Here is a 20,254-nt window from a genome sequence, read left to right on the forward strand (position 1 = left end):
ATTCGAACGTTGTAGGAAATGGCAGAAAAGCTTGTCGCGAGGCTCGCCGAGGCGAGCGGCGCTCAACGCGGCGCCTTGATGCGGATGCCGGCGCCCTCCAGGCGCGCACGGGTGCTGGCGACCAGCTCCAGGGCACCGGGGGTATCGCTGTGGATGCACACCGAGTCGAAGGCGATGTCGAGGTCCTCGCCCTCGACGGTGCGCACCTTGCCCTCGCGGCAGGCGCGCAGGACCTTGTCGGCGACCTGCTGCGGATCGAGGGCGGCGACCCGCCGGGTGAAGACGATGGAGCCGCTGCGGTCGTAGTCGCGGTCGGCGTAGAACTCGCGCACCAGCGGCTGGCCCAGTTCCCGGCCGATGCGCCAGGTGGCCGAACCGGGCATGCAATAGAGCAGCAGTTCCGGTTCCAGGCGTTGCAGGGTCTCGACGAACAGGCGCGCGGCGACCTCGTCCCGCGCCAGGTGCATGTAGAGCGCGCCGTGGGGCTTGACGTGTTGCAGCGACAGGCCCTGCAGCCGGGCGAATTCGCGCAGTGCGCCAAGCTGGTAGAGCATGTCGTTGACCAGCTCGATGGCCGGCGCGGCGATGTGCCGACGCCCGAAGCCGACCAGGTCGCGGAAGCCCGGATGGGCGCCGATGGCCACGCCATGCTCGGCGGCCATCTCCACGGTGCGGCGCATGCTGCTCGGGTCGCCGGCATGGAAACCGGTGGCGATGTTGGCGCTGCTGATCAGCGGCATGATCGCCGCGTCCACGCCATCGCCGATGGTCCATGGGCCGAAGCCTTCGCCCATGTCGGAATTGAGGTCGACTTCAGTCATTGCCCGCAGGCCTCATCTGTCTTGTTGTTGGATGGAGCCACGGTAAAAGCCGGAAAAGGTATTGGGTAGATTTATTATTCGATAGACTGGTTTCTGAAAAACAGATACCTCCTCCGGATGCTCCCCATGGCCCTGACCCTCCGCCAGGTTCGCTACTTCATCGCCACCGCCGAGTTCGGCCAGATATCCCAGGCCGCCATCCACCTGAACATCTCGCAGTCGGCGGTGACCAGCGCGATCCAGGAACTGGAGGGCATGCTCGGCGTCGCCCTGTTCACCCGCACGGCCCAGGGCATGAACCTGACCGACAGCGGCCGGCACTTCCTCAACCACGCCTATTCGATCCAGCGCAGCGTCGACGACGCGCTCAACAGCCCGCAACCGGACACCCGGGTCGAAGGCACCCTGAAGGTCGCCGCCAGCTATACCGTGATGGGCTATTTCCTCCCCCACCACCTGCAACGCCTGGCGCAGTGGTACCCGGAACTGGAGCTGCAACTGTTCGAGGACGAGCGCGCCAGCATCGAGCGCGGCCTCCTCGACGGTCGCTACGACATCGCCGTGCTGCTCACCGGCAATCTCACCGAGCCCGGGATCGCCGCCGAAACCCTGTTCAACTCCGAGCGCCGGTTGTGGCTGCCCAGCCGCCATCCGCTGGGCGAGAAGGCCGACCTGGGCCTTGCCGACGTGGCCGGCGAGCCCTACATCATGCTCACCGTCGACGAGGCCGGGCAGAGCGCGCTGCGCTACTGGCAACAGAGCGGCCACCGGCCACAGGTGATCCTCCATACCAGTTCGGTGGAAGCGGTGCGCAGCATGGTCGCCAACGGCTCCGGCGTGGCCATCCTCTCCGACCTGGTGTACCGGCCCTGGTCGCTGGAAGGCAAACGCATCGAGACGCTATCGCTGGTCGACCCGGTGCCGTCGATGAGCGTCGGCCTGGCCTGGCGCCGCGACACCGAAGCGAGCGCCGGGATGCGCGCGTTCCGCGAATACTTCCGCCAGTCGTTCCTCGCTCCGCAGCAAAGCAGCAGCCGGCGCTGAACCCGGCGGCTAATCTCTGATCCAACGCTGGGAACACTCAGGACAGGACACTCATGGGTACAGAAGGCTTTTTCGACGGACTGGGCGAGATGCTGGGCAGGGCGATCCGCTTCGTGGTGGACCTGCTCTCCGGCCTGCTGGGCGGCATCTGGGACGCCATGGACGACTTCCTCCACGGCCTGGCCAGGGCCATCGGCATGGACGCATCGCTGTTCAGCTTCGTCTTCCTGGTGCTCGGCCTGTTGCTGCTCTACAGCGGTATACGCGCCTTCATGCGCCGCTCGATAGTCGGCGGGGTGATCTGGACGGTGCTCGGCCTGATCGTCATGAGCTGGCTCATCCACTGATCCACGCGTCGGCCGTTTCCGCAAGGAGCGAAGGAAGGTTTCGGTTATCCACAGGCGAGTTCCGAACCCGCTGGCAACGGCTGGTCGGCGGCGCGCGCCTGCGGTTGCATGGTGCGACATCCGCCAGGAAGTCCCGCCATGTCGTTCCCGCTTCGTCCTCTCACTCGCTGGCTTTTGCCGCCGCCGGCCTGCCTGCTCTGCGCCGCCCGCAGCGACCAGCCGCCCCGCCCACTGTGCCGCGCCTGTGCCGCCGACCTGCCCTGGTCGCGCCAGCAGTGCCGGCGCTGCGCCCTGCCCCTGCCGCTGGACGGCCAGGTGTGCGGCGAGTGCCTGCGCCGCCCGCCGGCCTATGAACAGGCGATCGCGCCCTGGCGCTACGCCTTTCCGCTCGACAGCCTGATCAACCGCTTCAAGCACCAGGCGGCCTGGCCGCTGGGGCGGCTGCTCGGCGAGTTGCTGGCGGAACACCTGCGGCAACGCTACGCCGAAGGCCTGCCGCGCCCGGCACGCCTGCTGCCGGTCCCGCTGGCGCCACGGCGCGAACGTCGTCGCGGCTTCAACCAGGCGCAACAGCTCGCCGAGCGACTGGCTGGCGAGCTGGACCTGCGCTGCGATCCGCACAGCCTGCGGCGAGTGCTGGATACTCCGGCCCAGCAGGGACTGGACGCGACGGTGCGGCGGCGCAACCTGCGCCACGCCTTCGCCCTGGCGCCCGCCAGCGATGTTCGCGGGCTGCACCTGGCACTGGTGGACGACGTGCTCACCACCGGGGCCACCGCCGAGCGCCTTTCCCGCCTGTTGCGCCGGGCGGGCGCCGCGCGGGTCGACGTCTACTGCCTGGCGCGCACGCCGAAGCCCGGCTGAGCTGGGCTAAACTGCCGCGCAACCGATACGGGAGAGGATCCATGCGCGCACTGCTGGTCGCGGCCTGCCTGTTGCTCGGCGGTTGCAGCCATTTCGCCGAAGACGACTGGCTGGGCGAAGACAAAGCCCTGCATTTCGCCAGTTCCGCGGCCCTTGCCGCGGCGGGCATGCAGATGGCTCACGACCGCGGCCTGCGCGGCGCTCGCCAGGCACGCTTCGGCCTGAGCTTCTCGCTCGCCTTCGGCGTCGGCAAGGAGTTCTACGACAGCCGTTCCGCCGGCAGCGGCTGGAGCTGGAAGGACCTCGCCTGGGACCTGGCCGGCGCCGCCGCCGGCTACGGTCTCTACCAGGCCGCCGAGTGACGCCCTTGCGTTTTGCCCATGGCTGTTGGAGCCTTCGCCGTATACGTCCGCTCATAGCGAAGCCTCCATGTCCGCACTCTCCACTCTCGCCCAGCACGTCACCCGTCGCCCGCAACGCATCGCCCTGCTCGCGCAGATCGCCGAACTGGGCTCCATCACCCGTGCGGCGAAGGCCGTGGGCATCAGCTACAAGGGCGCCTGGGACGCCATCGACGAACTGAACAACCTGGCCGAGCGTCCGCTGGTCGAGCGTAGCGTCGGCGGCAAGGGCGGCGGCGGCGCCCGGCTGACCGCCGAGGGCGAACGCCTGCTGGCTCTCTACCGGCGCCTGGAAGCCTTGCAAGCGCAGGTGTTGCAGGCCGCGGAAGACGCCGAGGACCTCAACCTGATCGGCCGCCTGATGCTCCGCACCAGCGCACGCAACCAATTGCACGGGCGGGTCCTGTCGATCCATGGCGAAGGCTTCCACGACCGCATCGCCATCGAGCTGCCAGGCCAGCAACGCATCGAGGCGCTGATCACCCGCGCCAGCACCGAGCAACTCGAACTCGGTCGCGGCCGCCCGGTACTGGCGCTGATCAAGGCCGGCTGGCTGGACGTCGGGCTGGAACCGCGCGAGGACCAGCCGAACCAGTTGCACGGCACCCTGGAGGAAATCCTCGCGGCCAAGGCCGGTCCCAGCGAGGTGCGCATCGCCCTGGGCAGCGGTCTTACCCTCTGCGCGCTGTTGTCCGGCGAACGCCTGGCCAGCCTGGGGCTGAAGAAGGGTCAGAAGGTGATCGCCTCCTTCGATCCGGCCCAGGTCCTGCTCGGCACGCCGCTGTGAACCTGCCGGCCCGCGCCGGCTTGCGTACACTAGGGGTCTTTCGAGCCTTGGATGCCCCGTCATGTCCCATCCCTTCGACCAACTGACCCCCGACCTCGTCCTGGATGCCGTGGAAAGCCTCGGCTATCTCAGCGACGCACGGGTGCTGGCGCTCAACAGCTACGAAAACCGCGTGTACCAGGTCGGCATCGAGGACGGCGAGCCGCTGATCGCCAAGTTCTACCGACCGGACCGCTGGAGCGACGCGGCGATCCGCGAGGAGCACGCCTTCTCCGCCGAGCTGGCGGAATGCGAGGTGCCGGTGGTGGCGCCGCTGTCGCGCGACGGCGAAAGCCTGTTCGCATTCTCCGGCTTCCGCTTCGCCCTGTTCCCCCGGCGCGGCGGGCGCGCGCCCGAGCCGGGCAATCTCGACCAGCTCTACCGCCTCGGCCAGTTGCTCGGCCGCCTGCACGCGGTCGGCGCCACGCGGCCGTTCGAGCACCGCGAGGCGCTCGCTGTGGATAACTTCGGCCACGCCTCGCTGGCCACCCTGCTGGAAGGCAATTTCATCCCCAGGAGCCTGCTGCCGGCCTACGAGTCGGTCGCCCGCGACCTGCTGAAACGCCTCGACGCCCTGTTCGCCGAGGTGCCCTACCAGCCGATCCGCCTGCACGGCGACTGCCATCCAGGCAACCTGCTGTGCCGCGACGATGTCTACCACATGGTCGATCTCGACGACTGCCGCATGGGCCCGGCCCTCCAGGACCTGTGGATGATGCTCGCCGGCGAGCGCCACGAACGCCTGGCGCAGATTGCCGAACTGGTCGACGGCTACAACGAGTTCCACGACTTCGACCCGCGCCAGCTACCGCTGCTCGAAGGCCTGCGCAGCCTCCGCCTGATGCACTACAGCGCCTGGCTCGCGCGGCGCTGGGACGACCCGGCGTTCCCGCCGAGCTTCCCCTGGTTCGGCAGCGAACGTTACTGGGGCGAGCAGGTGCTGGTGCTGCGCGAACAACTGGCGGCGCTGGACGAGGAACCGCTGCGGCTGTTCTGAGCCTCCTGCGGACAGGGCGAATGGCGCGCGGCGCTATCCGTCCCGCCTCGGGGCAGGCGAGGGAACGGCAAGTGTGCCGGTGCTTTTCCGCGGGAACTGTGCGCAGACAACCCCGTCACCCCCTACTAGAATTCACAGGTCATCCGCGCGTGCATGCCGTGCACGGCCATTCTTACCTGCCTGACGTTTCAAGGATTCTCCATGGCGACCGCCAACCTCCGTCGGGGCTATGTCCTCGGCCTGACGGCTTATGTGATCTGGGGGCTGTTCCCGCTCTACTTCAAACTGCTCGAACGCATTCCCGCGGTGGAAATCATCGTCCAGCGCGCGGTCTGGTCGGCCCTGTTCGGCGCCGTCCTGCTGCTGTTCTGGAAACACCCGGGCTGGTGGCGCGAGCTGCGCCAGAATCCGCAGCGCTTCGTCGTGCTGGCCGCCAGCGGACTGCTGATCGCCAGCAACTGGATGACCTATGTCTGGGCGGTGAACAACGGCCACATGCTGGAAGCCAGCCTGGGCTACTACATCAATCCGCTGATCAACGTGATGCTCGGCATGTTGCTGCTCAAGGAACGCCTGCGTCCCCTGCAATGGCTGGCGGTGGCCCTGGCTTCGCTGGGCGTGGCGCAGCAGGTCTGGCAACTCGGCAGCCTGCCCTGGGTGTCGCTGGTGCTGGCCCTGACCTTCGGCTTCTACGGCCTGATCCGCAAAAAGGCGCCGGTCGCCGCGCTGCCCGGACTGGTGGTGGAAACCTGGCTGCTGCTGCCGCTGGCGCTGGTCTGGTTGCTGTTTTTCGCCGACGGGCCGACCAGCGAAACGGCTTTCTGGAGCACCCCGGAAGCCCTGTGGGTGGTCGCCGCGGGCCCGGTGACGCTGGTTCCGCTGGTCTGCTTCAACGCTGCGGCAAGGCACCTGCCCTACGCCACTCTGGGCTTCCTGCAATACCTGGCACCGACGCTGGTCCTGCTACAGGCGATCCTGCTGTTCGGCGAGCACCTGGACTCCAGCCGCCTGACCGCCTTCGCTTTCATCTGGCTCGCCCTGGCCGTCTACAGCTTCGACGCCTGGCGCAGCCTGCGCCGCCTGCCGCAACCGGGCTGACGTTATCCCCAGGCTTGCGGAACTCCGCAAGCCTGGCGAAAAAACGCGCACTCCTTCCTAGCCCCTGTCAATACTGACGCTCAGCGATCCACCCCAGGCTTTTCCACAGGTTCATGCACGTACTTTGTGCATAGACCTGCCTTCTCCTCCCCGCAGGCGCGTGGATAACTGGTCGGAAGAGGCCCTGCAAAGCGCCTGTTCAGTCTTTGAGCATACCGCTGTATGCCATGCTCACCAAGGGTTACAGCGATATACACAAGGCTTATCCACAAAGCTGCCCAAGGCTTTTGTGAGCAACTGTGGATGAACCGGAAGAGCCATCGATCAAAAAACGTACGGATACTTGGAGTGCCGATGGATAAAGGCCTGCATGGATTCTTCCCCGGCTTACCCACAGACTGCTCCACGTTATTTGTGCACAGGGGCAATGACTGCGGCGAAGGTTAATCCACAAGAAAAAGCGCAAGAGAGGCTGCTCAGAAAACGAGCAAACCCTTGTATCGCCCATGGATAAAGGCCTGCAAGGTTATCCACACAGAATACCCACAGGCTGGTCCACCTGGTTTGGGAATAACCGCAACGTAGCTGGTCAAAAAACGCGCTACGACCTCCAAGCCTCGCGGCGCCTGGGCTTCAGGGTTTCACCCAAGGCTTTTCCACAGGCCCGTCCCCGGCTTTTCCTGAACAACTTCAGGACGCGTCCAGCACCAACTCCACCATCAGGTCGTCGGCCAGGTCTTCCAGTCGCTCGCGCAGGGTGTCCAGCGACAGGGTCAGCGGCACCGCCAGCAGCGCATCGGCATGGAACAGCGGTTCGCTGCTCATCGGCGCCGGGCGCACTTCGGTGGACAGGCTCTCCAGGTTCACCCCGTGCTCGGCCAGCAGCCGGGTGATGTCACGCACGATACCGGGGCGGTCGTTGCCCACCAGGTCGAGGTGGATAGGCTTCCAGTTGCATACCGGCTCGATCCCGCTTTCCGCCAGGAGCACGCGGATACCGTGGCTGGACAGGCCCTGTAGCCCTTCCACCAGTTCGTCGTAGCCTTCCGCCGGCACGGCCACCCGCAGTATCCCGGCGAACTGCCCGGCCATCCGCGACATGCGGCTTTCCAGCCAGTTGCCGCCGTGGGAGGCGATGCATTGGGCGATGCGCTCGACCAGGCCGGGATGGTCGGTGGCGATCACGGTCAGGACCAGGTGATCCATGAGCTTGCCTCCTGCTGGGACGAATGGGAGTTCAGAGCTGCAGCCAGTAAGTGTAGAACTGTTCGTCACGGACATAGCCGAGGCGCTCGTAGAGCGACTGCCCGGCGTGGTTGGTCTTCGCCGTCTCCAGTTGCAGGCCGCAGGCGCCCATGCTTTCGGCGAAACCCCGGGCCTGGTTCATCAGGGCCTCGCCGACACCCCGGCGACGCGCCTCCGGGCGGACGTAGAGATCGCTGAGCAGCCACGAAGGTCGTAGCGCCAGGGAGGCGAACAGCGGATAGAGTTGGACGAAGCCCAGCGCCCGCGCCTCGGCATCCCTGGCCAGGAACAGGGTCGAATCGCCCTGGCGCAGGCGCTCGGCGAGGAATGCGCGAACCTGCTCTTCCGGCGCCGGCACTTCGTAGAAGTCGAGGTAGGCGGAAAACAGCGGAACCAGGTCGGCGAGATCGGCGAGGGATGCGGCATGGACGGGCATGGCGAGGCTCCTGGGGCGATTCCGGGAGTATAGGCAAGGCGCTCGCAGCGCAGTGAAACATCCTGCGACGCCGCGCCGCAGTTGGGCTCGTGATAAATCGTGTACTGTTTTTAGATTTATCTGGAACAAAGTACAGTTTTTTTGCGAACATTGAGCCTGGCCAACGTGACCGTGAAGCGTCATCCAGTCGTAACGCGACGCGTAACCACTGATTTTTCCCGCGGCATCATGTAGTATGCCGCGGCTCGGACTACAAGGCCGTGCGGCCCGGGTCCAGAGCTGGTCTAGAGCAGAGTGAGGCAAACAATGACTGAACGCGTTCAAGTCGGTGGCCTGCAGGTCGCCAAAGTCCTGTTCGACTTCGTGAACAACGAAGCCATCCCCGGAACCGGCGTCTCTGCCGACACGTTCTGGACCGGTGCGGAGGCCGTGATCAACGACCTGGCGCCGAAGAATAAAGCCCTGCTCGCCAAGCGCGACGAACTCCAGGCCAAGATCGACGGCTGGCACCAGGCTCGCGCCGGCCAGGCCCACGACGCAGTTGCCTACAAGGCCTTCCTCGAGGAAATCGGCTACCTGCTGCCCGAGGCGGAAGACTTCCAGGCCGGCACCCAGAACGTCGACGACGAGATCGCCCGCATGGCCGGCCCGCAGCTGGTGGTGCCGGTGATGAATGCGCGCTTCGCCCTCAACGCCTCCAACGCCCGCTGGGGCTCGCTGTACGACGCACTCTACGGCACCGACGTGATCAGCGAAGAAGGCGGCGCCGAGAAAGGCAAGGGCTACAACAAGGTTCGCGGCGACAAGGTCATCGCCTTCGCTCGCGCCTTCCTCGACGAGGCCGCGCCGCTGGAGTCCGGCTCCCATGTCGACGCCACTTCCTACAGCGTGAAGAACGGCGCGCTGGTCGTCGCGCTGAAGAACGGCAGCGAAACCGGCCTGAAGAATGCTGGCCAGTTCCTTGCCTTCCAGGGCGACGCCGCCAAGCCGCAAGCGGTACTGCTCAAGCACAACGGCCTGCACTTCGAAATCCAGATCGACCCGAGCAGCCCGGTCGGCCAGACCGATGCCGCAGGCGTGAAGGACGTGCTGATGGAAGCCGCCCTCACCACCATCATGGACTGCGAGGACTCGGTCGCCGCGGTCGACGCCGACGACAAGGTAGTGATCTACCGCAACTGGCTGGGCCTGATGAAAGGCGACCTGGCCGAGGAAGTCAGCAAGGGCGGCAGCACCTTCACCCGCACCATGAACCCGGACCGCGTCTACACCAGGGCCGACGGTTCCGAACTGACCCTGCACGGCCGCTCGCTGCTGTTCGTGCGCAACGTCGGCCACCTGATGACCAACGATGCGATCCTCGACAAGGACGGCAACGAAGTGCCGGAAGGCATCCAGGACGGTCTGTTCACCAGCCTGATCGCCATTCATGACCTGAACGGCAACACCAGCCGCAAGAACAGCCGCACCGGCAGCGTGTATATCGTCAAGCCGAAGATGCACGGTCCGGAAGAAGCCGCCTTCACCAACGAGCTGTTCGGCCGCGTCGAGGACGTCCTCGGCCTGCCGCGCAACACCCTGAAGGTCGGCATCATGGACGAGGAGCGCCGCACCACCGTGAACCTGAAGGCCTGCATCAAGGCGGCCAAGGATCGCGTGGTGTTCATCAACACCGGCTTCCTCGACCGCACCGGCGACGAGATCCACACCTCCATGGAAGCCGGCGCCGTGGTGCGCAAGGGCGCCATGAAGTCGGAGAAGTGGATCGGCGCCTACGAGAACAACAACGTCGACGTCGGCCTGGCCACCGGCCTGCAAGGCAAGGCGCAGATCGGCAAGGGCATGTGGGCCATGCCCGACCTGATGGCCGCCATGCTCGAGCAGAAGATCGGCCATCCGCTGGCCGGCGCCAACACCGCCTGGGTCCCGTCGCCGACCGCCGCGACCCTGCACGCCCTGCATTACCACAAGGTCGACGTGTTCGCCCGCCAGGCCGAGCTGGCCAAGCGCACCCCGGCCTCGGTGGACGACATCCTGACCATTCCGCTGGCGCCGAACACCAACTGGACCGCGGAAGAGATCAAGAACGAGGTGGACAACAACGCCCAGGGCATCCTCGGCTATGTCGTCCGCTGGATCGACCAGGGCGTCGGCTGCTCCAAGGTGCCGGACATCAACGACGTCGGTCTGATGGAAGACCGCGCCACCCTGCGCATCTCCAGCCAGCTGCTGGCCAACTGGCTGCGTCACGGCGTGATCAGCCAGGAGCAGGTGGTCGAGAGCCTCAAGCGCATGGCCGTGGTGGTCGACCGGCAGAACGCCAGCGACCCGTCCTACCGGCCGATGGCGCCGAACTTCGACGACAACGTCGCGTTCCAGGCCGCCCTGGAGCTGGTGGTGGAAGGCACCCGGCAGCCGAACGGCTATACCGAGCCGGTCCTGCATCGCCGCCGCCGTGAGTTCAAGGCGAAGAACGGGCTGTAGGCCGTTCGCCGCAGCGCAACGAAAAGCCGCCCCGAGGGGCGGCTTTTTCATTTCTTCGGGTAGCCATGCACACGCTCCCAACAGTCGTCGCGCAGCTCCTCGGCGTGGCTACGGATGCTGTCCCAACCGTTCTGCCGCAGCGCCTCCCGGGCCTCTCGACGTACCGCCTGCCATCCGGGGTGGGCATAGATGTCGAAGTCGAAGCAGCCCAGCGCTTCCTCGGGCAGCTCGTTGCACAGCGCCCAGACACGCCTCAAGGCATCGCGAAAACTCCCGGCCTGGCGACCCGGACAGCCTTCGAGCCACTCGTGCAACGGCACGACCTTCTCCGACCAGGTAGAGCAGCCCGGGCAACTGCCGATGGTCTCTCTCTGCATGGCACCGTCAAGGGCCAGGAAATCGAGCGCCAGGAACGCCTCTGCGCTGAGCAGGACCCATCGATGCTCATCCTGCCCGTACCACGTCCAGATGAAACTGCCCGGCTCGTTCATGTCGGCTCCTGCGCCGAGGGAAAAGGCGCGACGATAGCGTAATCAGTCTGCGCCGAGAAAGCTCAGCACCGCGCCTTCGAACGCCTGCGGGAACTCGACGTTCGACAGATGCACCGCCGGCAGCGTAACCAGCCTGGCCCCGGCAATCGACGCGGCGATCAGCTCGCCGTGGCTGGCGGCGGTGACCGTGTCGTACGCCCCTGCGATCACCAGGGTCGGCCGCTCGATCCGCGCCAGTTGCGCGCGCAGGTCGGTATCGCGCACCGCCGCGAAGGAGCCGGCCAGGCCGTGCCGGTTGGTGGCCATGAGCATCGCCCGGAAGCGCTCGACGACGGGCTCGGCGCGCTCCAGCAGCGCCGGCGGAAACCAGTTGCCGAGGAAGCCCGCGGCGGTCTCGCTCATGTCCTCGGCCTGCAGCACCGCGGCGATGCGCTCGTCCCACTGCGCCGCCGGGCCGAGCCAGGCCGAGGTGTTGGCCAGCACCAGCCGCTCGATCCGCTGCGGCGCATGCAGCGCCAGCCACTGGCCGACGATCCCGCCCAGGGACAGGCCGAGGAAATGCGCGCGCCGTACCTCCAGCGCGTCGAACAGCTCCAGTACGTCCTCGCCCAGCCGGGCCAGGGTATAGGGCCCCGGCGGCACGCTGGAGGCGCCATGGCCACGGGCGTCGTAGCGCAGGACGCGGAAGTGCCGGGTCAGTGCCGGGAGTTGTGCATCCCACATGTGCAGGGTGGTACCGATGGAGTTGGAGAGCGCCAGCAGCGGTTTCTCCGCCGCACCGTCCAGGCGATAGGCGAGGCTGGCGCCATCGCTGGTAGCGAGAAAAGACAGGTTGCCCATGGGAGCCTCCGGGGTCAGGGTGATTGCCATGCACGCCAGGCTAGTTGCGACGGCCCCTGGGAAAAACTACAAAGAATGGAACGACTCTGTCAGGGAAGCTGACATGCACGATTTCACCCTCCACGACCTCCAATGCTTCGACGCAGTGGTCGACGCCGGCGGCTTCCAGGCCGCCGCACAGCGCCTGCACCGCTCCCATCCGGCGGTGTTCGCCGCCGTTGCCAGGCTGGAGCGCCAGCTCGGCCTGGTGCTGCTGGAACGAGGCGGCTACCGGGTCGGCCTGACCGCCGCCGGTCGCTCCTTCCACCAGCGTGCCCAGGCCCTGCTCTACGAACTGGAAGGGCTGCGGGGCCACGCCGCGCACCTGGCCCAGGGCGAGGAAAGCGAGCTGCGCGTGGTACTGGGCGACCTCTGCCCGCCGCGCCCGGCCCTGGCGCTGCTCGCAGGGTTCTTCGGCAGCCAGCCGCAGACCCGCCTGCAAATGCTGTTCGAAACCGTCAGCGGCCCGCTGGAGCGCCTGCTGGACGGCGAGGCCGACCTGATCCTGCATCGCGTGGACAAGTCCGACCCACGCCTGGAATGGCTCGACCTGTGCAGGGTCGGGCTGGTCCCGGTCATCGCGCCGGGCCTGCTCGGCGATCCTCCGCCGCGACCGGTGCGCCCGGAACAACTGCGCCCCTTCGCCCAGTGTGTGATGCGCGACAGCGCCCGCCATTCTTCGCCGACGGACTATTTCATGCTCGCCGGCGCGCGACAGTGCAGCGTGCCGGACCAGCGAACGAAGAAAGAGGTGATCCTCCAGGGCCTCGGCTGGGGGCACCTGCCGGACTTCCTGGTAGACGAGGAACTGGCCGACGGCCGCCTGCTCGCACTGGCCGGGCCGCATCTGCCAGGACGCAGCGAAGAGGTGGTGGCGGCGCGCCGGCGCGATCGCGCGCAGGGCCCGGTAGCGGAACGCCTGTGGGCGTTCCTGCGGGACAACGCTACAGCGCTACGGGAGAGCAGCATGGATACCGGTGGCGATGACTCGGCAGGCGCCAGGCGTCCTCGGTGAGAAACTGGCGGATATCGCCAGGCGCTATTCGCCCTACCCCCACACACTCCCCCGGCATCAACGTCGGCTTGCCGCCAGCTACTCCGCCATCTTGCGCAACGCCTCGCCATCCAGGCGATAGCGCACCCACTCGTCCTGCGGCAGCGCGCCGATGGAGCGGTAGAAGTCGATGGCCGGCTGGTTCCAGTCCAGCACGCTCCACTCCAGGCGTCCGCAGTCGTTGGCCACGGCCTCGCGGGCCAACTCGCGGAGCAGCCGGCGACCGGCGCCGACGCCACGGTATTCCGGGGTGATGTAGAGGTCTTCGAGGTAGATGCCGTTGCGCCCCAGCCAGGTCGAGTAGCTGTAGAAATACACCGCATAGCCGATCGGCCGGCCCTCGCTCAGGCACATCAGCGCGCGGGTCGGCGAACCTTCGGCGAACAGGCTGCGGCGGATGCCTTCGACATCGGTGACCACCTCGTGGCGGGCGCGCTCGTAGTCGGCCAGTTCGATGATGAAGGCAAGGATCTGTTCGGCGTCGGCCGGTACGGCGGGACGGATTTCGAGAGTCATGGGCAACCTTCCGGTGGGGATCCGGCCATCCTAGTGCGACTGCTAAGATGCATGAAGTGCATTCTTCTCATCAGCAACTGAATAACATGCATCCCCTGCTGCGCCGCCTCGATCTCAACCTCCTGCTTGTCTTCGACGCCCTGTATCGCCACCGCAACGTCGGCACCGCAGCCAGCGAACTGGCGATCAGCGCCTCGGCCTTCAGCCATGCGCTGGGGCGCCTGCGCCAGGGGCTGGACGACGAACTGTTCCTGCGCCAGGGCAATCGCATGCAGCCGACCCAGCGTGCCGAGCACCTGGCCGCTGCGGTGGCCGCCGCCCTGCGCGCCCTCGGCGAGGGGCTGGAAGAGTGGCGGCCGTTCGTACCGGGACAGAGCCAGCGTACCTTCGTCCTCGCCGCCACCGACTACACCGCCTTCGCCCTGCTTCCGCCGCTGATGAACCGCCTGCAGCACAGCGCGCCCGGAGTGCGCCTGCGCCTGGTCAACGCGGAACGCAAGTTGTCGGTGGAGGCCCTGGCCAGCGGGCGGATCGATTTCGCCCTCGGCTACGACGAGGAACACGAGCGCCTGCCCGAAGGCATCCAGGCCCATGACTGGTTCGCCGACCGCTACGTGGTGGTAGCGCGGCGCGACCACCCGCGCCTCGCCGGGGCGCCGACGCTGGAGGGCTACCTGGCCGAACGGCATGCGGTGGTGACGCCGTGGAACGAGGACAGCGGGGTGATCGACCGGCTGCTGGCCCGCTCCGGCCTGCGTCGCGAAGTGGCGGTGCAACTGCCGACGGTGCTGGCGGCGCTGTTCCTGGCAGGCTCCACCGATTTCCTGCTCACCGCTCCCCGACATGCCGCACGGGCCCTGGCGGAAGCCGCCGGCCTCGCCCTGTATCCCGCGCCGTTCGACATTCCGCCCTACGTGCTGCGGCTCTACAGCCACGTCCAGCATGTCGGGCGTGACGCCCATGCGTGGATGATCGGGCAGTTGAAGGGCCTGGATATTTCCCGGACGGGCTGAGCTTCGCGCCGCGCACCGTCGACGGGCGCAGCGGTAACACTGGGCACAATTATTGTGCACAATTTTCCCAATGCGACCTCCTGGCGTCCCGCTTTTTTTCCCTCTCCCTCGTCCGTCCGCATAAGCCTATGAATCGGTTCGAAATTCTTACCTGATCGAAGCGACAGCTTTTTCCCAAGCGGTTTCAGGGGCTTGCCGCCGAAAGGCCGGTTTCCGCAGAGCGCGGAAAATTCGGTCGAGGATCGGTTGGCACATAACTGGCTTAAATCTTCGAAATTCTTGTATACAAAAACAACAGACGAACCCGACCTCGCGCCGAGTTCTTCCGACTGCCGGAGGAGACCGCCATGTCCAGCACCCCGAAGCCGCCCGCCTCGCCCCGCGAGTTTTCTCCCTCGCTGCTCGACCTCGGCACCCTGGAAAGCCTCGACAGCCTGCCGCGCGCCGGTCAGCGGAGCGCGGAGTTCTCCGCCTCGCTGCTCGACCTGGGCACTCCGGCCAGTCTCGACTGCCTGCCACGCGCCGGGCTGCGCGCAGCGGAGTTCTCGGCGGCGCGCCTGGACCTGGGCACTCCCGCCAGCCTCGATTGCCTGCCCCGCGCCAGCCATCACGCCGGCCCCGAACTGCCGCCGCTGAGCCCGCGCCTGTACAGCGCCGATCTCGCCCCGACCAAGGCCGAAGGGCGCCGCTGGGGACGCTACAGCCTGTTCGCGCTGTGGACCAACGACGTGCACAATATCGCCAACTACTCCTTCGCCATCGGCCTCTTCGCCCTCGGCATGAGCGGCGCGCAGATCCTCGCCGCGCTGGCCCTGGGCGCGCTGATGGTCTACGGGCTGATGAACCTGTCCGGCTACATGGGCCAGAAGACCGGGCTGCCCTACCCGGTGATGTGCCGCATCGCCTTCGGCATCCACGGCGCGCAACTCCCCGCGCTGATCCGCGCGGTGATCGCCATCGCCTGGTTCGGCATCCAGACCTATCTCGCCTCCATCGTCCTGCGCGTGCTGCTGACGGCGATCTGGCCGGGGCTCGCAGCCTACGACCAGGACGCCATCCTCGGCCTGTCGAGCCTGGGCTGGGCGACCTTCGTCGCCATCTGGTGCGTGCAACTGCTGATCTTCGCCTACGGCATGGAGATGGTGCGTCGCTACGAATCCTTCGCCGGACCGGTGATCCTGCTCACCGTCGCCGCCCTCGCCGCCTGGATGTACCTGCGCGCCGGCGCCTCCATCGCCTGGTCCAGCGGCGAACCCATGAGCGGTTCGCAGATGTGGTTGAAGATCTTCGGCGGTGCGGCGTTCTGGGTGACCCTGTACGGCACCATGATCCTGAACTTCTGCGACTTCGCCCGCGGCTGCCCGGACCGCCGCACCATCAGCGTCGGCAACTTCTGGGGGCTGCCGGTGAACATCCTGCTGTTCGGCCTGTTCGCGGTGGTCCTCGCCGGCGCCCAGTTCAGGATCGACGGCCAGCTCATCCAGAGCCCCACCGACATCGTCGCCGCGATCCCCGACACCCTCTTCCTGGTGCTGGCCAGCCTGGCGCTGCTGATCGTCACCGTGGCGGTGAACATCATGGCCAACTTCGTCGCCCCGGCCTACGTACTCACCAACCTGGCGCCGAACCTGCTGAACTTCCGCCGCGCCGGGCTGATCAGCGCGACCATCGCGGTGCTGATCCTGCCCTGGCACCTGTACAACAGCCCCGGGGTGATCCTCTACTTCCTCGGCGGCCTCGGCGCGCTGCTCGGCCCGCTGTACGGGATCATCATGGTCGACTACTACCTGGTGCGGAAAGGCCGGGTGAACCTGCCGGAGCTGTACACCGAAAGCCGCGCCGGCGCCTATCACTACGCGCGAGGGGTGAACCCGCGGGCCATCGCCGCGTTCGTCCCGGCGGCGATCATCTCCACCCTGCTGGCATTGTTGCCGGCATTCGCCGAGCTATCGCCGTTCTCCTGGTTCTTCGGCGCCGGCCTGGCCGGCCTGATCCACTACGCCCTGGCCAAGCGCCGCACGGCCTACCGCGAAGTTTCCGGCGAAGCGATCGCGGTGGACAGCGTGCAGCACTGACGGATACCTGGCCGGCCTGGGCGCGACACCCGCCTAGGCCGGCAGTAGCGCCTGCAATTCTTCCTCGATCGCATCCAGCGCCTGGAACGACCGCTCGACGCGGGCCACCGCGACCGCCCCCTCCAGCGCCGCGAGGATCAGCCAGGCACGCGAGGCGGCGAGCTTTTCCGCCAGTCCGTCGGCGCGCAACGCACGCTCGATGCTGGCGTGCCAGGCGCGGAGCGCCCGGCGGCATTCAGCGTGCACCGGGGCCAGCTCGGCGTCGATGCTCAGGCTGGTGGAGAGCACCGGGCAGGCCTCTTCGAAACGCGAATGCTCCAGCCAGCCACGCAGGGTCGCGGTGAACTGGCGGAGGACGTTGCGCGCATGGGGGGCCTGGGTCCCGGCGCGGTCGAGGAAGGACGCCACCTCGTCGGCGACGAAGCCGATCGCGGCGCTGGCGATCTGCGGCTTGCCCTCGGGGAAATAGTGATAGAGCGAGCCTTTCGGCGCCTCGGCGCGAGCGATGATGTCGCTCAGCCCGGTGCCGAAATACCCGCGGCTGGCCAGCAGCGAGGCGGTGGCATGGACGATCCGTTCGGCGGCATTGGACTTCTTCGGCAAACCTGACTCCCCAACTCACGGCAGACGACCGGGCAAGCATGCCCGAGCCTCAGGGCAGATGAAACACGCCGCTGGCGCTGGCCACCAGGCGCTCGCCGCTGTGCAGCCGGGCCGAGGCGAAGGCCATGCGCTGGCCGAGCTTGTCGACCCGGGTATGCACCTCCAGCCAGTCGCCGACCCGCGCGACCCCGCAGAAGTCCAGGCGCAGGCCGACGGTGACCATCGGCTGCGGCGGTTCGCGGGAGAACGCCATGGCGTAGCCGAGGCCAACGTCGGCCAGGGTCGAGAGCAGGCCGCCGTGGGCGGTGCCACCGTGGTTGCAGTGCTTTTCGTCGATGCGCAGCGCCACCACCAACTGGCGCTGGGCGTCCTGCCGGCAGAAGAAAGGACCGAGCAGGTCGAGCAACGGACTGCTGCGGAACAGCGGCTGGAACCCTTCGGGGACGTTCATCACGGTGCGGCCTCCGTTTTATATAGACTGGTCTATATAAAATATGCCCGAACGCTGGATCCACCAGCGCCGCGAAGGTCTTATCGAGGCGCTGAATGGCGCTTCATCAGGACGGCGCCCTGGGCGCCGCCCGCACTCCCTCTCAGCGGCTCATCGGACCGCGCACCGGCCGCTCGCGGGCGTGGCTGGTCGCGCTGAGCGGCGCGCCGGCCTCGCGCAGCGCCTGGCGCTGTTCGGCGACCGGGGTCTGCGCGGTGGCCTTCTCGAAACGCGCCAGATGCTGGAAGGCCGGCAGGGCGAAAGCGTCAGCCAACAGGCGCGCCAGGCGCGGCCAGCGCTCGCCGTCGACCTGGTAGCGCGCCAACTGGGCATTGCGGAACAGGCAGGCGACGGCGACATCGGCGATGGACAGCTCGCCGCACAGCCAGCCGCTCGGCGGGATCCGCCCTTCCAGGTAATTGCAGATCGACGGCAGGTCTTCGTCGTAGGTGCGTTGCAGGATCGCCTGGTCGGGTTCGCGCTGCCAGATGCCGCGGTTGATCACCAACTGGTGGAACAACTGCCAGATGATCACCTGGCCCAGCCGCGAATCGGCGTACTCCTCCAGCCAGCGGGCCTGGGCGCGCTGGCCGATGTCGACGGGATACAGGCTCGGCTGCGGGTAGCGCTCCTCCAGGTACTGGCAGATCACGCTGGAATCGTTGAGGACGAAGTCACCGTCCACCAGCACCGGTATCTGGCGCAACGGACTGAGGCGCTCGAAGGCCTCGTCGCCGAAGAACGGCACGATGGGGTCGATGCGGTAGGCGATGCCTTTCAGTTCCAGCAGCACCAGCACCTTGCGCACATAGGGGGACAGATAGGAACCGATGATCAGCAAAGGTTCGGCCACGGCGAGACTCCTGTTCTTGTTATGGGAACACCGATCCTCCGGCAAACCAGCGGGACGACTCAAGTGGCTTCCCGACGGACGCCAATTGCAGGGATAGTCGCACTTTGCGATCATTTGCGAATAATTCTCGTTTTTCCATTCAATCCCGTTTCGGGATGGGGAGCGGTCGTGTCGGCGGGTGACGTCAGCAACAGCGAATTCGTGGGTAGCCTGTACCGGGACCACCGCGGCTGGCTGCTTGCCTGGCTGAACCGCAACCTCGGCTGCCGCCAGCGCGCCGAAGACCTCAGCCAGGACACCTTCGTTCGCCTCCTCGGCCGCCCGGAGCTGCCCGGCCTGCGCGAACCGCGCGCGTTCCTGGCGAAGGTGGCGCGCGGTCTGATGATCGACCACTTCCGCCGCGCCGCCCTTGAACAGGCCTATCTCGCCGAACTGGCGCTGGTTCCGGAAGCGGAGCAGCCTTCGGCCGAAGAGCAGTACCTGATTCTCGAGGACCTCCGCGAGATCGATCGCCTGCTTGGCACGCTGTCGCTGAAGGCGCGTAGCGCGTTTCTCTATAGCCGCCTGGACGGCATGCCCCACGCGGAGATCGCCGAGCGTCTCGGAGTCTCGGTGCCGCGCGTGCGCCAATACCTGGCCCAGGGTCTGCGCCAGTGCTACATCGCCCTCTACGGAGAGCCCCGGTGAGCGCCGACGATCGTCATTCGCCGGTACGCGCGCGGGTGCTCGACGAAGCCATCGCCTGGCAATTGCTGCTCGACTCCGGCGAAGCCCATCCCGACGATCACCGCGCCTTCCACCGCTGGTACGCGGCGCATCCCGAACACGAACGCGCCTGGGAACAGCTCGGCGGCCTCGACCGGCACCTGGCGAGAGCCGCCAACGGGCCGGCACGCAACGCCCTGCTGTCCGGCAACGCACGCTTCAAGCGCCGCCTGCGCCGGCTCGGCGGCAGCGCCCTGGGGCTAGTGCTGGCGCTAGGCGTCGGGCTCGGCGTGGCCAACCGCTACGTCCCGGTCCGCTACCTGCTGGCCGATGCCTACAGCGCCACCGGCGAGCAGCGCGAGCTGACCCTCCCGGATGCCACTCATGTGCGCCTGAACAGCCGCAGCGCCATCGACGTCCGCTTCGACGGCGAACGCCGCCAGGTCGTGCTACTGGCCGGCGAGATCCTGGTGGAAACCGCCCATGGCGACCCGCGCCCCTTCGTGGTCAGCAGCGCCGATGGCGACATGCGCGCCCTCGGCACGCGCTTCCTGGTGCGCCGCGAGGAACCCGGCACGCGCCTCACCGTGTTGCAGTCGGCGGTGGCCGCGCGCGCGGAAACGCTCAGCGAAGAGCGTGTGATCAAGGAAGGCCAGCAGGTGCTGATCCTGCCGCAAGGCCTGCAGGCCAGCGAAGCGGCCCCGGCCCTGGCCGGCGCCTGGGCACAAGGCATGCTGGTGGTGGAGAACGCCCGGCTGGCCGACCTGGTGGCGGAACTGGGGCGCTATTCGCCGGCGCTGCTGCAGGTCGACCCGAGCATCGCCGACCTGCGCGTCACCGGCAGTTTCCCGCTGAAGGACACCCGCCTCGCCCTTCAGGCTTTGGAGCCGAGCCTGCCGGTGCGCAGCGTGAGGCACAACGCCTGGTGGTTCGAAGTGGTGCCACGCTGAACCGAACGGGCCGGCGAAAAATTTTTCCCGCCGGCCCTATCACTTTTTCCGACTCGTCCGGC

22 protein-coding genes are annotated in these 20,254 nt (G+C 67.1%); 13 read left to right on the forward strand and 9 right to left on the reverse strand.

Translation table 11 applies throughout. The annotated features are described in order from the left end of the window. Nucleotides 1-62 precede the first annotated feature (62 nt). Nucleotides 63-821, reverse strand: a complete 759-nt coding sequence (locus tag HMPREF1224_RS24975) for a 5-oxoprolinase subunit PxpA (protein WP_003103315.1) — start codon at nt 819-821, stop codon at nt 63-65. 117 nt (nt 822-938) lie between these two features. Here HMPREF1224_RS24975 and HMPREF1224_RS24980 point away from each other — a divergent pair, with 117 nt between their 5' ends. The 7 genes from HMPREF1224_RS24980 to rarD all read left to right on the forward strand — a co-directional run bounded on the left by HMPREF1224_RS24980 (nt 939) and on the right by rarD (nt 6,398). Then, nucleotides 939-1,865, forward strand: a complete 927-nt coding sequence (locus HMPREF1224_RS24980) for a LysR family transcriptional regulator (protein ID WP_003118849.1) — start codon at nt 939-941, stop codon at nt 1,863-1,865. A gap of 53 nt (nt 1,866-1,918) precedes the next feature. Then, nucleotides 1,919-2,212, forward strand: coding sequence for a hypothetical protein (locus HMPREF1224_RS24985; RefSeq protein WP_003113255.1), 294 nt, complete (start codon nt 1,919-1,921; stop codon nt 2,210-2,212). Between the two features lie 138 nt (nt 2,213-2,350). Then, on the forward strand, nt 2,351-3,076 hold the full coding sequence (locus HMPREF1224_RS24990; RefSeq protein WP_003103309.1) for a ComF family protein: 726 nt from the start codon (nt 2,351-2,353) through the stop codon (nt 3,074-3,076). A gap of 41 nt (nt 3,077-3,117) precedes the next feature. After that, nucleotides 3,118-3,438 (forward strand): YfiM family lipoprotein, encoded by a 321-nt coding sequence (locus tag HMPREF1224_RS24995; RefSeq protein WP_003103307.1) that lies wholly within the window; start codon nt 3,118-3,120, stop codon nt 3,436-3,438. A 67-nt stretch (nt 3,439-3,505) separates the two neighbouring features. Then, nucleotides 3,506-4,264 carry a TOBE domain-containing protein gene (locus HMPREF1224_RS25000; RefSeq protein WP_003084796.1) on the forward strand — a complete coding sequence of 253 codons (759 nt, stop codon included), beginning with the start codon at nt 3,506-3,508 and terminating at the stop codon, nt 4,262-4,264. Between the two features lie 61 nt (nt 4,265-4,325). Next, nucleotides 4,326-5,300, forward strand: coding sequence for a serine/threonine protein kinase (locus HMPREF1224_RS25005; RefSeq protein ID WP_003113256.1), 975 nt, complete (start codon nt 4,326-4,328; stop codon nt 5,298-5,300). 201 nt (nt 5,301-5,501) lie between these two features. After that, a complete protein-coding gene (rarD, locus tag HMPREF1224_RS25010; RefSeq protein WP_003103301.1) occupies nt 5,502-6,398 on the forward strand; it encodes an EamA family transporter RarD in 897 nt (298 codons plus the stop codon). Nucleotides 6,399-7,088: 690 nt separating this feature from the next. Here rarD and HMPREF1224_RS25015 read toward each other — a convergent pair. Next, nucleotides 7,089-7,604: a glycine cleavage system transcriptional repressor gene (locus HMPREF1224_RS25015; protein ID WP_003084789.1), complete on the reverse strand. Its 516-nt coding sequence runs from the start codon at nt 7,602-7,604 to the stop codon at nt 7,089-7,091. Between the two features lie 31 nt (nt 7,605-7,635). After that, nucleotides 7,636-8,079 (reverse strand): GNAT family N-acetyltransferase, encoded by a 444-nt coding sequence (locus tag HMPREF1224_RS25020; RefSeq protein ID WP_003105215.1) that lies wholly within the window; start codon nt 8,077-8,079, stop codon nt 7,636-7,638. Between the two features lie 306 nt (nt 8,080-8,385). On the opposite strand from HMPREF1224_RS25020, the gene HMPREF1224_RS25025 reads away from it, so the two are divergent. Beyond that, on the forward strand, nt 8,386-10,563 hold the full coding sequence (locus HMPREF1224_RS25025; RefSeq protein ID WP_003113258.1) for a malate synthase G: 2,178 nt from the start codon (nt 8,386-8,388) through the stop codon (nt 10,561-10,563). 47 nt (nt 10,564-10,610) lie between these two features. Here the strand turns inward: HMPREF1224_RS25025 and HMPREF1224_RS25030 are convergent, their stop codons facing one another. Together HMPREF1224_RS25030 and pcaD are read right to left on the reverse strand one after the other, a co-directional pair. Beyond that, nucleotides 10,611-11,054, reverse strand: coding sequence for a hypothetical protein (locus HMPREF1224_RS25030; protein WP_003160881.1), 444 nt, complete (start codon nt 11,052-11,054; stop codon nt 10,611-10,613). A 42-nt stretch (nt 11,055-11,096) separates the two neighbouring features. Further along, nucleotides 11,097-11,894 (reverse strand): 3-oxoadipate enol-lactonase, encoded by a 798-nt coding sequence (pcaD, locus tag HMPREF1224_RS25035; protein ID WP_010793523.1) that lies wholly within the window; start codon nt 11,892-11,894, stop codon nt 11,097-11,099. Between the two features lie 103 nt (nt 11,895-11,997). On the opposite strand from pcaD, the gene HMPREF1224_RS25040 reads away from it, so the two are divergent. Continuing rightward, nucleotides 11,998-12,948 (forward strand): LysR family transcriptional regulator, encoded by a 951-nt coding sequence (locus HMPREF1224_RS25040; protein WP_010793524.1) that lies wholly within the window; start codon nt 11,998-12,000, stop codon nt 12,946-12,948. Between the two features lie 78 nt (nt 12,949-13,026). On the opposite strand, the gene HMPREF1224_RS25045 is transcribed toward HMPREF1224_RS25040, so the two are convergent. Further along, entirely contained in the window at nt 13,027-13,503 is a 477-nt protein-coding gene (locus HMPREF1224_RS25045) for a GNAT family N-acetyltransferase (RefSeq protein WP_010793525.1), read from the reverse strand. A gap of 86 nt (nt 13,504-13,589) precedes the next feature. On the opposite strand from HMPREF1224_RS25045, the gene HMPREF1224_RS25050 reads away from it, so the two are divergent. Continuing rightward, nucleotides 13,590-14,516, forward strand: coding sequence for a LysR substrate-binding domain-containing protein (locus HMPREF1224_RS25050; protein WP_010793526.1), 927 nt, complete (start codon nt 13,590-13,592; stop codon nt 14,514-14,516). A 347-nt stretch (nt 14,517-14,863) separates the two neighbouring features. Continuing rightward, entirely contained in the window at nt 14,864-16,591 is a 1,728-nt protein-coding gene (locus HMPREF1224_RS25055) for an NCS1 family nucleobase:cation symporter-1 (protein WP_003084774.1), read from the forward strand. Nucleotides 16,592-16,624: 33 nt separating this feature from the next. On the opposite strand, the gene HMPREF1224_RS25060 is transcribed toward HMPREF1224_RS25055, so the two are convergent. The 3 genes from HMPREF1224_RS25060 to HMPREF1224_RS25070 form a co-directional block, all read right to left on the reverse strand. Next, complete coding sequence (locus HMPREF1224_RS25060; protein WP_003084771.1) at nt 16,625-17,194, reverse strand: TetR/AcrR family transcriptional regulator; 570 nt, start codon at nt 17,192-17,194, stop codon at nt 16,625-16,627. Between the two features lie 49 nt (nt 17,195-17,243). Continuing rightward, nucleotides 17,244-17,648, reverse strand: a complete 405-nt coding sequence (locus tag HMPREF1224_RS25065) for a PaaI family thioesterase (protein WP_003118845.1) — start codon at nt 17,646-17,648, stop codon at nt 17,244-17,246. 139 nt (nt 17,649-17,787) lie between these two features. Then, on the reverse strand, nt 17,788-18,537 hold the full coding sequence (locus tag HMPREF1224_RS25070) for a glutathione S-transferase family protein (protein WP_003113262.1): 750 nt from the start codon (nt 18,535-18,537) through the stop codon (nt 17,788-17,790). A gap of 168 nt (nt 18,538-18,705) precedes the next feature. Between HMPREF1224_RS25070 and HMPREF1224_RS25075 the strand changes: the two genes are divergently transcribed. Both HMPREF1224_RS25075 and HMPREF1224_RS25080 read left to right on the forward strand, forming a co-directional pair. After that, nucleotides 18,706-19,224: an RNA polymerase sigma factor gene (locus tag HMPREF1224_RS25075; RefSeq protein WP_003084762.1), complete on the forward strand. Its 519-nt coding sequence runs from the start codon at nt 18,706-18,708 to the stop codon at nt 19,222-19,224. Beyond that, nucleotides 19,221-20,192 carry a FecR domain-containing protein gene (locus HMPREF1224_RS25080; RefSeq protein ID WP_003113263.1) on the forward strand — a complete coding sequence of 324 codons (972 nt, stop codon included), beginning with the start codon at nt 19,221-19,223 and terminating at the stop codon, nt 20,190-20,192. Before HMPREF1224_RS25075 ends, HMPREF1224_RS25080 begins: the two co-directional genes overlap by 4 nt. Nucleotides 20,193-20,254: the final 62 nt, after the last annotated feature.

The organism is Pseudomonas sp. P179, from assembly GCF_000478485.2.
Lineage (GTDB): Bacteria > Pseudomonadota > Gammaproteobacteria > Pseudomonadales > Pseudomonadaceae > Pseudomonas > Pseudomonas aeruginosa.